The organism is Acinetobacter sp. SA01 (assembly GCF_011319235.1).
In the GTDB taxonomy this organism is placed as follows: Bacteria; Pseudomonadota; Gammaproteobacteria; order Pseudomonadales; family Moraxellaceae; genus Acinetobacter.
Window position 1 is genome coordinate 240,972 of the sequence record NZ_WXXM01000001.1, and the last position, 12,932, is coordinate 253,903.

At 42.2% G+C, this 12,932-nt stretch carries 11 protein-coding genes; 8 read left to right on the top strand and 3 right to left on the bottom strand.

The features are described from left to right. Positions 1 to 11: 11 nt before the first annotated feature. The gene (gene uvrB, locus GTU69_RS01275) at positions 12 to 2,036 is read right to left on the bottom strand and encodes an excinuclease ABC subunit UvrB (protein ID WP_166167123.1); all 2,025 of its coding nucleotides are present in this window, start codon (positions 2,034 to 2,036) and stop codon (positions 12 to 14) included. A gap of 182 nt (positions 2,037 to 2,218) precedes the next feature. On the opposite strand from uvrB, the gene GTU69_RS01280 reads away from it, so the two are divergent. Both GTU69_RS01280 and GTU69_RS01285 read left to right on the top strand, forming a co-directional pair. Further along, entirely contained in the window at positions 2,219 to 3,007 is a 789-nt protein-coding gene (locus tag GTU69_RS01280; RefSeq protein WP_166167834.1) for a hypothetical protein, read from the top strand. Positions 3,008 to 3,200: 193 nt separating this feature from the next. Further along, the gene (locus GTU69_RS01285; protein ID WP_166167126.1) at positions 3,201 to 4,658 is read left to right on the top strand and encodes a sensor domain-containing diguanylate cyclase; all 1,458 of its coding nucleotides are present in this window, start codon (positions 3,201 to 3,203) and stop codon (positions 4,656 to 4,658) included. A gap of 77 nt (positions 4,659 to 4,735) precedes the next feature. Here GTU69_RS01285 and GTU69_RS01290 read toward each other — a convergent pair whose 3' ends face one another. Continuing rightward, positions 4,736 to 4,915, bottom strand: coding sequence for a hypothetical protein (locus GTU69_RS01290; RefSeq protein ID WP_166167129.1), 180 nt, complete (start codon positions 4,913 to 4,915; stop codon positions 4,736 to 4,738). Positions 4,916 to 5,348: 433 nt separating this feature from the next. Here GTU69_RS01290 and GTU69_RS01295 point away from each other — a divergent pair, with 433 nt between their 5' ends. The 6 genes from GTU69_RS01295 (at position 5,349) to GTU69_RS01315 (ending at position 11,211) form a co-directional block, all read left to right on the top strand. Further along, a complete protein-coding gene (locus GTU69_RS01295) occupies positions 5,349 to 6,431 on the top strand; it encodes an OmpW family protein (RefSeq protein ID WP_166167132.1) in 1,083 nt (360 codons plus the stop codon). Positions 6,432 to 6,585: 154 nt separating this feature from the next. Continuing rightward, positions 6,586 to 7,800 carry an MFS transporter gene (locus GTU69_RS01300; protein WP_166167135.1) on the top strand — a complete coding sequence of 405 codons (1,215 nt, stop codon included), beginning with the start codon at positions 6,586 to 6,588 and terminating at the stop codon, positions 7,798 to 7,800. Then, positions 7,793 to 7,927 carry a hypothetical protein gene (locus GTU69_RS17265; protein WP_257221752.1) on the top strand — a complete coding sequence of 45 codons (135 nt, stop codon included), beginning with the start codon at positions 7,793 to 7,795 and terminating at the stop codon, positions 7,925 to 7,927. The genes GTU69_RS01300 and GTU69_RS17265 overlap by 8 nt, the downstream gene beginning before the upstream one ends. A 187-nt stretch (positions 7,928 to 8,114) precedes the next feature. Further along, the gene (locus GTU69_RS01305; RefSeq protein WP_166167138.1) at positions 8,115 to 9,077 is read left to right on the top strand and encodes a TauD/TfdA family dioxygenase; all 963 of its coding nucleotides are present in this window, start codon (positions 8,115 to 8,117) and stop codon (positions 9,075 to 9,077) included. 402 nt (positions 9,078 to 9,479) lie between these two features. Beyond that, positions 9,480 to 10,709, top strand: a complete 1,230-nt coding sequence (gene chrA / locus GTU69_RS01310) for a chromate efflux transporter (RefSeq protein WP_166167141.1) — start codon at positions 9,480 to 9,482, stop codon at positions 10,707 to 10,709. A 172-nt stretch (positions 10,710 to 10,881) separates the two neighbouring features. After that, positions 10,882 to 11,211, top strand: a complete 330-nt coding sequence (locus GTU69_RS01315) for a four-helix bundle copper-binding protein (RefSeq protein ID WP_166167144.1) — start codon at positions 10,882 to 10,884, stop codon at positions 11,209 to 11,211. A 159-nt stretch (positions 11,212 to 11,370) separates the two neighbouring features. Here the strand turns inward: GTU69_RS01315 and sthA are convergent, their stop codons facing one another. Further along, positions 11,371 to 12,786 carry a Si-specific NAD(P)(+) transhydrogenase gene (gene sthA / locus GTU69_RS01320; protein WP_086196133.1) on the bottom strand — a complete coding sequence of 472 codons (1,416 nt, stop codon included), beginning with the start codon at positions 12,784 to 12,786 and terminating at the stop codon, positions 11,371 to 11,373. Positions 12,787 to 12,932 lie beyond the last annotated feature (146 nt).

The window sequence follows — 12,932 nt, forward strand, 5'->3', positions numbered from 1 at the left end:
AAATCATCCAGCTAACTCAGCATCTGTGCCTTCAGGCGAACTATTTCATCGCGTAGTCGCGCTGCCTGTTCAAACTGCAATTCTTTCGAAGCTTTGAGCATCTCTTTTTCCAGTTTGGACAAATGTTTTGCCAGCAATTTAGGATCAGCCAAAATATGACGCTCATCAGCACTCAAGGTACGAGCCTGATCCGAAATCTTCTCGTCAATTTGATCATCATTCAGCACTTCACCAGTATCAATATCCTGAGTGTTTTGACGCTTGGTGCTGCGCGGTATAATGCCATGCAGCTCATTAAACTCGATCTGTTTGGCTCGGCGGCGCTCAGTTTCATCCATGGCTTTTTGCATGGAGTCGGTAATGCGATCTGCATACAGAATGGCTTTACCATTCACGTTACGTGCAGCACGACCAATGGTTTGAATCAGTGACCGCTCCGAACGCAGGAAACCTTCTTTATCGGCATCCAGAATGGCAACAAGGGACACTTCCGGCATATCCAAACCTTCCCGCAGCAGGTTAATACCGACCAGCACATCATGTACACCGCTACGCAGCTCATGAATAATCTTGGTCCGCTCCACGGTATCAATGTCTGAGTGCAGATAAGCCACCTTGACCCCGTATTCTTTTAAATACGAAGTTAAATCTTCCGCCATGCGTTTGGTTAAGGTCGTCACCAGAACACGTTCATCCAGTTCCTTACGAATATTGATTTCCGACAGCACGTCATCCACCTGGGTCAGCACAGGGCGGATTTCGATTTCAGGATCGACCAGTCCGGTTGGGCGAACCACCTGCTCTGCAATCTGCTGTGATTTTTCCAGTTCATATTTTGCCGGTGTTGCACTGACATAAATCGTGGATGGGATAATACGTTCCCATTCTTCAAACTGCATCGGACGGTTATCCAGCGCACTTGGCAAACGGAAACCATAGTTGACCAGATTCTCTTTACGCGAGCGGTCGCCTTTATACATGGCACCAATCTGCGGCACCGTGACATGCGATTCATCAATAATCAGCAGGGCATCATCGGGAATATAGTCAAATAAGGTCGGTGGTGCCTCACCTGCCGGACGGCCCGACAAATGCCGTGAATAGTTTTCGATGCCGTTGGTATAACCCAGCTGCTGCATCATTTCCAGATCATAGCGAGTGCGCTGTTCAATACGCTGTGCTTCCAGCAATTTATCATGTGCGCGAAAGAAGCATAGACGCTCTTTCAGTTCTTCACGAATGGTACCAATGGCGCGCTGCAAGTTATCCTTTGGAGTAACATAATGACTTTTAGGATAAATGGTCACACGCGGAACTTTACGCACCATTTTTCCGGTTAAAGGATCAAACCAGCGAATCGAATCAACTTCATCATCAAACAGTTCGATGCGGATGGCATCCTGATCTGATTCGGCCGGGAAGATATCAATAATTTCACCACGGATACGGTAAGTACCACGCAAGAATTCCAGCTCGTTACGAGTATATTGCATTTCTACCAGACGGCGAATAATGTCATCACGGCTGATCCGGTCGCCCTGCACAATATGCAACAACATGCTCATATAGGCATTCGGATCACCCAGACCATAAATGGCAGACACCGAAGCGACAATAATGGCATCACGGCGTTCAAGTAATGACCGCGTTGCCGAAAGACGCATCTGGTCAATATGATCGTTAATGGCTGAATCTTTTTCAATAAAGGTATCGGAAGATGGCACATAAGCTTCTGGCTGATAATAGTCGTAATAGCTGACGAAATATTCCACCGCATTATTGGGGAAAAATGACTTGAACTCGCCATACAGCTGTGCAGCCAAGGTCTTGTTATGTGCCATAACGATGGTGGGACGCTGTAACTGGGAAATCACATTGGCCATGGTATAGGTTTTACCCGACCCGGTTACCCCAAGTAACAACTGGTCATGATAGCCTTTTTGAATACCTTTGACTAATTTTTCAATGGCTTGTGGCTGATCCCCCGCAGGCTGATAGCTGGTCACTAATTCAAAAGGTTGATGACTATCCGACATATTATTCAGCTTCTATACACTAATGCAGTTTGAATGATATGAGGGTTAAAGCTCAACATTCAATATCAATCTTCCGATATTTAGCGAGGGACTTATATAAAGAAAATTGCAACATTTTTGTCTTGACCGCATGTGCATTCAATAGCAACATGAGACAAAGCCTCATGATCAAAATAAAGCCTATGACTTACCATTACCATGACGAAAGTATTGTCAAAAATCTACCAGAAGATACCGTTTTTGTCTTTGGCAGCAACATGGCAGGAAACCATGCAGGTGGAGCTGCGCGTACAGCACTACAATATTTTGGCGCAATGCAAGGCGTAGGACGTGGCTGGTCAGGTCAAAGTTATGCCATTCCCACCATGAACGAACATTTGCAACAGATGCCCTTGTCGCAAATTCAGCACTATATTGATGATTTCAAGATTTATACCAAAAACCATCCGAAAATGACCTATTTCATTACCTCGGTGGGTTGCGGCATTGCCGGCTATAAAACCGAAGAAATTGCCCCAATGTTTAAGGGTATTTCACATAATGTGATTTTTCCCATTTCATTCCGTCCTTTTGTAGAAAGAGCCTTACCCAAACTAACCCGTCATTTTCTCAGAACAGTATTTACCGATGAGGTTATTTTTTCCTCTCTAGATGAAGATATTACTGCCTGTTTAGATTTGTCAGAAAATGAAAAAAGTGCCGCCCGCATTATTTTAAATACCCAAATGTACCCAACCGACAGTAATGGCCGGGACCGAAATTTTGAAATTTCAGACATTTTGCATGTGTTAAACGGCAAAATTTTTGACTGGCAAGACCATTCAGAAGGTTCAATGATGTTTGGCGGAGTCATTCTGGCTTTGCTTGAACTCTACAATATCAACGAAAAAGACTTTATGGATGTCTGGCAAGGTGAACGTGAAATTTCTGCGCCTAAGCCAGAAAACAAGGCCCGTAGAGCCAGTCGTTAAGCTTTAATCCTATTTCATAAAACCGATCTTGAAAGCCAGTTCCTGAATTGGCTTTTTTTATCCACCTGATTTTTTATTTTGAGATACCCTACTCATTAAAAATACATATTATTTTACTTATCATATTATTTTAAAATCATTTTTTACATCATATACTTGATACTTAAATTCTAAAAAATAATGAGCGCCTTAAATGGACATGCTGAACTCTCCTTTTTTTGAACTCTCTCCCGTTGCCATGTGGCTGGAAGACTATAGTGAAATCAAAAAACAATTTGATCTTTGGCGTAGTCAGGGCGTGCAAGATCTGTTCAGTTTCCTACAAGAAGATGAATCGCGTATTCTTGCATGCGCAAAAAAAATTAAATTATTAAAGGTCAATTCTAAAACCCTTGAACTTTATCAAGCCCAAGACTTTGAACATTTATCGCAAAACCTGCAATTAGTCTTTAAAGAAGATATGACAAAAACCCATATCCACGAAATTGTTGCGTTGTGGAATGGTGAAACCCGTTTTTCCAATCCCGCAGTAAACTATACCTTGACTGGAAAGCGCCTGGATATCCAGCTGAAAGGCCTTGTACTGCCGCAACATGAACAGGATTGGTCCTTAGTATTAATTACCACCGAAGACATTACGTCTTACACCGAAGCCTGCCGTAGGGAAGAACGAAGCCGTCATATGGCAGAGGCACGCTTTACTTATTCCCCAACCTCACTTTGGATAGAAGATTTCAGCCGTATTAAAATTAAATTGGATCAATTACGTAAATTAGGCATTGAAGATTTTGCCACCTTTCTGGATGTGCATAATGAATTTGTCATTGAATGCATCAAGGAAATTAAAGTTATTGATGTCAATCAAGCCACACTCGACCTGTTTGGTGCCCCGAGCAAAGATATTTTATTAAAAAATCTTCATATTGTTTTTGCTGAGGAAATGGTTCGAACTTTTCGGGAACAATTGATCGAATTGTGGAACGGTCATTTGCATCATCAACGGGAAGCGGTCAATTACGCGATTGATGGCAGCATTCGCCATGTGCTGCTGCAATTTACCGTATTTCCAGATTATCTGGATGACTGGAGCATTGTACAAGTTGCCCTGACTGATATTACCGCACGCAAAAAGGCTGAGCATTATCTGGAATATTTAGGCAAACACGACGTACTCACCAAACTGTACAACCGTTCTTTTTATGTGGCAGAACTGAACCGGCTTGAACGCAATATATTACGTCCGGTCTCGTGTATTTTTATGGATTTAAATGGACTAAAACAGCTGAATGACAGCGAGGGACATGACGCAGGTGACAGTCTATTACGGCGTATGGGTAACATTCTTAACCAGCTGATTCAGCATACCCGCTATTCAGCTTCACGCATTGGCGGAGATGAGTTTGTCGTTCTTTTACCAGGTGCAGATGAAGCCGCCCTACAAAATTGTTTGCAAAGTCTGCAGGAACTTTTGCTGGTCGACAATCAATTTTATGCCAATCAGCCGATCAGCCTGTCTATAGGTCATGCGACAAATTTGCCGCATGAACGGATTGAAGATATGCTGAAGCGTGCTGACCTAGACATGTATCAGCAGAAAAAGAATTACTATCAGAACCACGATAGACGAAACCAGCTTTCTGGTTCAAGTTAAAGATTCAAAACAACGTTTTATGCAGCAATAAAAAAGCCACGGTCTGACCATGGCTTTTTTATTTTTATATGAATAACTTAACGCTTACCCATAGAACGGCGTGTACCACGTGGTGGCATCCAGGTACGATCAGCATAGCGCTGCGGTTTAGGGCGTAAATCTTCCAAGACTTCATCGGAAGAATTCTCATCTGCCTTTTTCATCGGGAAAGGTAAATTAACCAAGGTTTTTTTCTTGGGCGTATTTTGGGTGCTCATATGATTCACTCAAGGATTTCTGCAGCATATTGTACGGAAAAATGCTTCTCAGTGCGAGACAGGATTTTAGCTCATGGTGCAATCACTTGAGTCAATTGCTTTAGTTATGCCAGCGATGATCTGTTTTTAACTACATCGTCATCAGCATTGACCACATCAGCCCCTATATCAACGCTATTAATGCATTAAAAATATATAAATATCATCTCAATTCCTGCCTGTTATTAACCTACAAAAACTTTATCCATTAGCAAAAACAGCAGCTTACATAAAATTATTTTTCTTCATGTTCCTGAAACAAAACAGTTAATTTTTTACATGAATACTACTCGATTAATATTTTTGAGTAACAAAATGATTTTTCTCTAAATATAGAATAAGAAATGTGAACAAAAAAAAATGAATAATCGCAAAATAGACATGGAGTCCCTGAATGAAAAAAACGTTATTTTGTATGATGTCGTCTCTTGCTGCCCTACCCGCTGTAAGCTATGCCGATTCACATTATTTCAGCTTAAAAGATGGCGATGGTTTTAAACGCTTTTCTGTTTCTGTCGGTGCCCTACATGTCATGCCGCAGGGTAAAGCCCAGCCCTTTCAGGTGAATACAGCTGTTAAAAATGGTGAAGTTGCCAAGAATGGCGATATTCAGGTCGATACTGTATTAAACAACCTAGATCCGGAGGTCAATCAGACTGCACTTGCCACCGTTTTAAGAGGTTTGGGCTTTTTTACCGGAGGTCAGCTTGGAAGCGAACTCAGTGGCAGCTCACAAATTTATGGGCTGGAACAATGGGATAACCCAGGTACAGGCCTAGAGGCCGATGATGTCACAACACTGGGGATCATGACCAATTACTTCTTTACCGATAACCTTTCCTTTGAAATCAAGGCCGGTATTCCGCCCAAAGTTGACTTACAGGGTAAAGGAAAGATTTATGCACCCTTCTCAGCTGTAGCAACACCGCAAATTGGTAACTTGCCCTTAGAATTCCTCAATATTGATTTGCAAAACAATATCTTTATTACCGATTTAGAAGCTCATGGACCTGCTGCCTCGGCTCGTGCCTGGACACCGGCCTTTGAGTTCCAGTATCACTTTGGTAAAACCGGAGTCAATAAATTCCGTCCTTATGTTGGTTTAGGTTTGATGTATGCTTATTTCAATGAACTGGAAATCAACCCGCGTACTGAACAGGACTTGATTGCAGCCGGTCATATGATTGCCAATATCAAAGAAGGCAATGCTGGAGCATCACTGGAAGGCAAACCAAGTAAAGCCAATCCTAAAGTCGAGCTCGAAGCGACCGATGCTATTGCCCCGATTGCAACTGTCGGTTTCACCTATGATTTTAATGACCGCTGGTTCGCAGTGGGTTCAGTGTCTTATGCACATCTGAAAAATGAAACCACGATTACAGTAGCTGATGAACAATTAGGTACATTAATTACCTCCAAAGCAGATATTGAAGTCAACCCGATACTTGCTTATGCGGGGGTCGGTATGCGTTTCTAAGTTTTTAATAATCCAAAGACGGCTTCGTGTCGTCTTTTTAATCTTTATAAAACTTTCTATAACTTAATTTTATCTTTTGTTGAAATTTAATTTAATCGCCTCGTCCTTTATAATCGAATAACATAGCCACAACACAACTCCGCATGGATGAAATATGTCAGACACCCGTTTTTCCAAACCTCTGATTTACATGTTAATTGGAAGTGCCGTTATTCTGGCTTTATCCTTAGGTGTCCGTCATGCATTTGGTTTATATCTTGTTCCCATGAGCCATGAGTTTGGCTGGGGACATAATGTCTTTAGTCTTGCCATTGCCATGCAAAACCTGATTTGGGGTGCAGTACAACCCATTACCGGAGTTTTTGCCGATAAATATGGCAGTAAAATTGTAGTTGCTATTGGTGGTGCACTTTATACCCTTGGCCTGTTGCTGATGGCCGTCAGCTCCAGCGGCTTGCTGCTGAATTTAAGCGTGGGTTTAATTTTAGGTCTGGCACTTTCTGCGACCTCTTTTCCCATATTGCTTTCTGCTGTGGGGCGTGCCGCACATCCTGAAAAACGCAGTCTGGCGATGGGTATTGCCAGTGCAGCAGGCTCTTTTGGCCAATTTATCATGCTGCCATCGACCCTACTGCTTTTACAAAGTGTCGGTTGGTCAGCAGCATTAATGGTCAGTGCCATTTTAATTGCTTTCATTATTCCATTGGCGTGGACTTTAAAAGCACCTGCATATACGCCTACGAATGTTTCGGCTGCCATCCCAACACCGGCATTAAGCGTCAAAGAAATTCTAAGGATTGCCAAAAATCATAAGCCGTTCTGGTTCCTGTCTTTAGGCTTTTTTGTCTGCGGTTTTCAGGTGGTCTTTATTGGTATTCATTTACCTGGTTACCTGATTGATCATGGTTTTGATGCCACCACAGGCACAGTTTTCCTGGCTCTGGTCGGTTTATTTAATATTGTCGGTACTTATACCGCAGGCTGGCTGGGTGGAAAATACTCCAAACCTCATTTGCTGATGGGTTTATATGGCCTGCGTGGTATTGCCATTATTGGCTTTTTATTGCTGCCTTTGAGTACCTGGACAATTTACAGCTTTGGCATCATTATGGGCTTATTGTGGTTGTCTACGGTTCCCCTGACCAATGGTATTGTGGCGAACATGTTTGGCATAAAATATCTATCCATGCTCAGTGGCATCGTGTTCTTTACCCATCAGGTCGGCTCGTTCTTTGGCGGATGGCTGGGAGGTGTCAATCATGACATGACTGGCAACTACAATATGATCTGGATGTTTTCTATCCTGTTAAGTGTATTTGGGGTTCTGGTTCATTTCTTTGTCAATGAGGAGCATGTGGTTCATGACTGATTCTATGCTTGGACTCAAAATTTTGGTTACCGCAGCAATTGGCCTGTTGTTAGGGATTGCGATTATGCTTTGGGTCAAAACACCGCAACTGTTTGAGTATTTCAATCAGGCCTTTTGCGCGCATTAATGCTGAAATATCAGCAGTGAAAACAGCAAAAAAACCGCTTTCTTTTACTGTTTATATTAAAAGTTTAACAATCATCAATTTAAGTATTTTTCACTAGGATTTCATAAGCTTAGAAAATATTTTGATTTTATCTTTTGTTCTGGATTGCTTAGATTTTACTTCAACGTAAAAACATCAGAGCAAAACAATGACGGCACTTACCCAACTTTCTCAGGCAATACATGATGCACCGCGCTGGCATCAGGCAGAACAATTTCAAAACCCGCAAGATATTACTATTGTGCCCTTAGAGGGGGAAGCTTTAGGGGCGGTGGTTTTTGGCCTGGATGCACGCAAAGCTCAAGCGGGTGAAACCATTTACCGCCTGAAGCAGGCACTGGCCGAGCATCTCATTTTAATTTTCAAAAACCAGCGCTTGGACGATTTACAGTATTTGGCCTTTGCCAGCTATTTTGGTTCCATTTTCCGCCCGAGTGCAGATAATCCGGTACTTGCCACCCAAACAGATACCGGTACACCACCCGATGTCGTGCCCGTTTCCAATGCTGTGGGACAGGGTGATTACACCGGCTATGGTGAACTTTCGCCGCATGCCGATCACCAATGGACGCCACAACCGTCTTTTGCTTCATTGCTTTATGCCATTGAATTACCAAAAGACGGTGGGCAAACATCCTGGTTTAATACCATCCAGGCTTATGATGCTTTAGATGAAGCAACCAAACAGCATATCGATCAATTACAACTGATTACCTATAACCCCTTTGTTCGTCGACAACACATTAAAGACAATGACAATAATGGTTATGGCAGCAGTCCTCTATATCGCTTTAAAGATCAGCCGATTATTGGTCATGCCTATCCTCATCCACTGGTACGTACCCATCCTGAGAGTGGTCGTAAAGCGCTCTGGTTAAATACCCATTCCGAGGTGGAACTGGTCAATTATGATGATCAGGCTGGTAGTGAATTGATTGCTTCATTGCGCGAACATCTGTTAAAACCTGAATTTCGCTATGAACATCAATGGCAACAGGGCGATATCGTATTTTGGGATAATCAGGTCACCCTGCATTCACGCAAACCTTTTCCTAGTGAGCAGCGCCGTTTGCTAAAACGTATCAGTCTGGCAGGTGGTCGGCCTTATTAAGGGATTCATCCATCTGAAATAATAACAATAAACAATAGCTGAAAAATTACTCCACAGCATCATGACCTCATCTACATTTAAGAATAGGCAAAATCGTAAATAAAATAAAAAATGCGTCATGATGCTGCAATTTTTTATTATCCCCCTTACCTTAGGATAAGCTCCCTCTACTTATCAGTAACTAGCGTGCGATACATCACATCAGGGATCATTTTCAATGATGGTCATCTTGTTTAAATATTTACGAGTTAAATTAAAAAATAAAAGCCCATCAAAAGTAATTACTTGGGATGGGCTTTTTCATATTTGCAATATGTATTGCAGGAAAACCATACAACAAGGTCAATCCGACCTGTTAATCTTGCTTAGGCTAAAACTCAAATATTTTTGGATCATTTCATCATGTCATCCCCTGTTCCCAAGCTGTCAAATTTCAGCTTGTTTAAAATATTCCTCAGATTAGGCTGTACGGCATTTGGCGGTCCAGCAGCCCATCTGGTGTTTTTTTATCGGCGTTTTGTGCAACAGCTTGGTTATCTGGATGAGCATCAATATGCCCACCTGCTGGCCTTGGCACAAATTTTACCTGGACCTAGCAGTAGCCAGCTGGGTCTTGCAATTGGTTATCAGCTAAAAGGTTATCGGGGTGCGCTACTGGCATGGCTGGGCTTTACTTTACCTTCGGCACTGCTCATGACCCTTGCCGCAATGCTGGGCATTCAATTTTCTGGTTATTTTTCTGTCGAATTTTTCCATGTGATTCAACTGATTGTATTTAGCGTGGTGGCATGGGCATTCTGGCAAATGTTACGTAGCTTTTGTAAAGAGCAATGGCAGTATGTATTAATGCTGCTGTCGGGCTTATTTGTCTATCTAGTTCCCATCAGTATCAATCAGGTTTTGGTGATTCTTTTTGGTGCTTTGGCAGGACTGATTTATCTGCATTATTTTCCGCAAAAAAATACCCATAAACCCGTTACGGGCATCTCAATCACAGCTAAAAAACCTTTCGCTTATCTCTGGCTGATTTTATTTGCCTTCCCTTTTGTACTGGTTCCAGCGCTACAATATTTTTTTCCCAGTATTTGGCTAGACAGTTTTACCGGTTTATACCGCACTGCTTCTTTAGTCTTTGGTGGCGGTCATATTATTTTGCCATTTTTACAGCAGGACTTTGTTGCATCCGGCTTGGTCTCTCAGCAACATTTTGACCTGGGCTATGCCATTGCCCAGCTGATGCCAGGCCCATTATTCAGTTTCGCCAGCTATCTGGGTGCTTTATTACCCTTAAGTTCATCGGCAGTACTGAATGCCGCCTTTGCAACTACAGTGATTTTCTTGCCTTCTTTTTTCCTCATTTTCGGCGCTTTACCTTACTGGTCGCGTTTAATGCAGTTTCCAGGTTTATTTCAGGCTTTAGCAGGCGTTAATGCTGCTGTGGTGGGCCTGTTATTATGCCTGGTGGTGCAGATGGGTGAAAAATATGTACTGTCTGGCTTAGATATTATTTTTATTATCGCTGTCATTGCATTACTTAAGAGCAAAGTTCCAGTCTGGCTGACCTTAATCAGCAGTTTCTTTAGCTATTACGGACTATTATGGTTATTGGATTATCATGGCTTTTTCTCATAGCCTATAGAATCCAGTGATCCACTATCTATTTACCCAGATTTTTTATCATGCAGCATTCGCTTACTTAAAGCGGACACTGTTTACTTTTAATCACTCAATCTCTCTATTTTCTTAGTCTATTTCTAATTAGCTTATTCAGATATCAATTTAAATTATTAATCAGGAAAACAGAATGAATACTGTCAGCTTTTCAGATTGTGTCCAAATGTGTATGACCTGTTCTTTGACCTGTACCACCTGTGCAGCTGCTTGTCTGGATGAAAATGACATAGAGATGATGCGTGAATGCATTAAACGCTGTCTGGACTGTGCAGATATGTGCAACTTATGCGCCCACTCTGAACAAAGAACATCTGCCTTTATGCAGGAAATCTGTCAGCTCTGTGCTCAAATGTGCGATTACTGCGCCAAAGAATGCAGTAAACATGAAGCAGAACATTGCCAGCGATGTGCCGAAACCTGCCAGCAATGTGCGGCAGAATGCCGTAAAATGGCAGCCTAAATCCAAGCAAGTGATAAGCAAAATATGAACACTTGATCTGCGGGTTTGCGCTAAGCTCTATTCTCACTCTAATCTCCTGATGAGATATTTTGTCCTACAAAATAAACAAAAACCCGCAAGCCTTCACTGACGGGTTTCGCATCTAAAATTCAGAAAATCTTAGAATAAACGGTTCATACCATTCAAGGTTGCTACACGGTACGCTTCCGCCATGGTCGGATAGTTAAAGGTAGTTTCAACAAAATACTTGATGGTATTGTTCGGGCTATTCATCACAGCCTGACCAATATGGATAATCTCGGCAGCGTTATTACCAAAGCAATGCACCCCTAACACTTCTAAGGTGTCACGGTGGAATAGAATTTTCAATTCACCTACGGTGTCACCGGTAATCTGTGCACGTGCCAAATGACGGAAAGATGCCTGACCAACTTCGTAAGGAATTTTTTCTTCGGTCAATTGCTGTTCAGTCTTACCAATCGAAGAAATTTCCGGAATGGTATAAATACCTGTCGGAATATCCGTTACCGGTTTAACGTTCTCTTCACCGCTCATGTTTGAACCAGCGCAACGCCCTTGGTCATAAGCAGCAGAAGCCAGTGATGGCCAACCAATCACGTCACCGGCAGCATAGATATTTTCCACTTCAGTCTGGTACTGATCATTTACTGTAAGCTGACCACGACTGTTTGGGGTAATGCCTACATTTTCCAAACCTAAACCGTCAGTATTCCCCGAACGGCCGTTACACCACAAAATGGCATCGGCTTTAATTTTCTTGCCGCTTTGCAAATGCAACACCACATGATCATCAAATGTCTCAAGATGATCAATTTGTTCATTATGACGAATCAATACACCCTGTTCACGTAAACGGTAAGATAAGGCATCAGAAATTTCATCGTCCAGATAACTGAGCAATTTAGGCTGGGTATTAATCAAATCAACTTTATGGTCCAGACCAATGAAAATGGATGCATATTCACAACCAATAACGCCGGCACCATAAATAATAATTTTTTGAATTGAATAATCCAGATCCAGAATTTTGTCTGAATCAAATACACGTGGATGATTGAAATCAAGCGCCGCCGGACGGTATGGACGTGAACCTGTCGCAATAACTAATTGCTGGAAAACAATCGTTTCTGTTATGCCTTCAGGGCTAAAGATCAATACGGTATTTTTATCCTGGATATAGGCACGACCATGATAAATATCAATCTTGTTACGGTCATAAAAACGCGAGTGTGTTTCAACCTGTTGCTGAATCACTTTATGGGCATTACGCAGCACCTGTTTCATGGTGAACTGCTTCCATTCGCCCACTTTCTGGAACATCGGGTCACGCTGGTAACGCAAAATGCTCGATACTGTTTGACGTAATGCTTTACTTGGAATGGTACCTACGTGTGTACAGTTACCACCTAATTGTTCACGCATATCAACAATTGCAACACGCTTGCCTGATTTAGCAAGTTTCATTGCCGCGCCTTCACCCGCAGGGCCTGAGCCGAGAACTACCGCATCGTATTTAACGAAAGTTCCACTAACGACCTCTTTTTTACGTGGCATTCAACGCTCCTATCTTCAATATTGGTCTATCTTGGCTATATTATGACGTAAATACTCGCAATTTTCTGTATTTACCTCACATATATTAAGTGATGACTACATTTATTAAATGAATATCCTTTTTACCCCATTTAGATTCAAGTCCG

Coding starts and splice junctions, on each gene's coding strand:
- uvrB (WP_166167123.1), bottom strand. CDS start 2,036: ATGTCGGATAGTCATCAACCTTTTGAATTAGTGACCAGCTATCAGCCT.
- GTU69_RS01280 (WP_166167834.1), top strand. CDS start 2,219: ATGACTTACCATTACCATGACGAAAGTATTGTCAAAAATCTACCAGAA.
- GTU69_RS01285 (WP_166167126.1), top strand. CDS start 3,201: ATGGACATGCTGAACTCTCCTTTTTTTGAACTCTCTCCCGTTGCCATG.
- GTU69_RS01290 (WP_166167129.1), bottom strand. CDS start 4,915: ATGAGCACCCAAAATACGCCCAAGAAAAAAACCTTGGTTAATTTACCT.
- GTU69_RS01295 (WP_166167132.1), top strand. CDS start 5,349: ATGAAAAAAACGTTATTTTGTATGATGTCGTCTCTTGCTGCCCTACCC.
- GTU69_RS01300 (WP_166167135.1), top strand. CDS start 6,586: ATGTCAGACACCCGTTTTTCCAAACCTCTGATTTACATGTTAATTGGA.
- GTU69_RS17265 (WP_257221752.1), top strand. CDS start 7,793: ATGACTGATTCTATGCTTGGACTCAAAATTTTGGTTACCGCAGCAATT.
- GTU69_RS01305 (WP_166167138.1), top strand. CDS start 8,115: ATGACGGCACTTACCCAACTTTCTCAGGCAATACATGATGCACCGCGC.
- chrA (WP_166167141.1), top strand. CDS start 9,480: ATGTCATCCCCTGTTCCCAAGCTGTCAAATTTCAGCTTGTTTAAAATA.
- GTU69_RS01315 (WP_166167144.1), top strand. CDS start 10,882: ATGAATACTGTCAGCTTTTCAGATTGTGTCCAAATGTGTATGACCTGT.
- sthA (WP_086196133.1), bottom strand. CDS start 12,786: ATGCCACGTAAAAAAGAGGTCGTTAGTGGAACTTTCGTTAAATACGAT.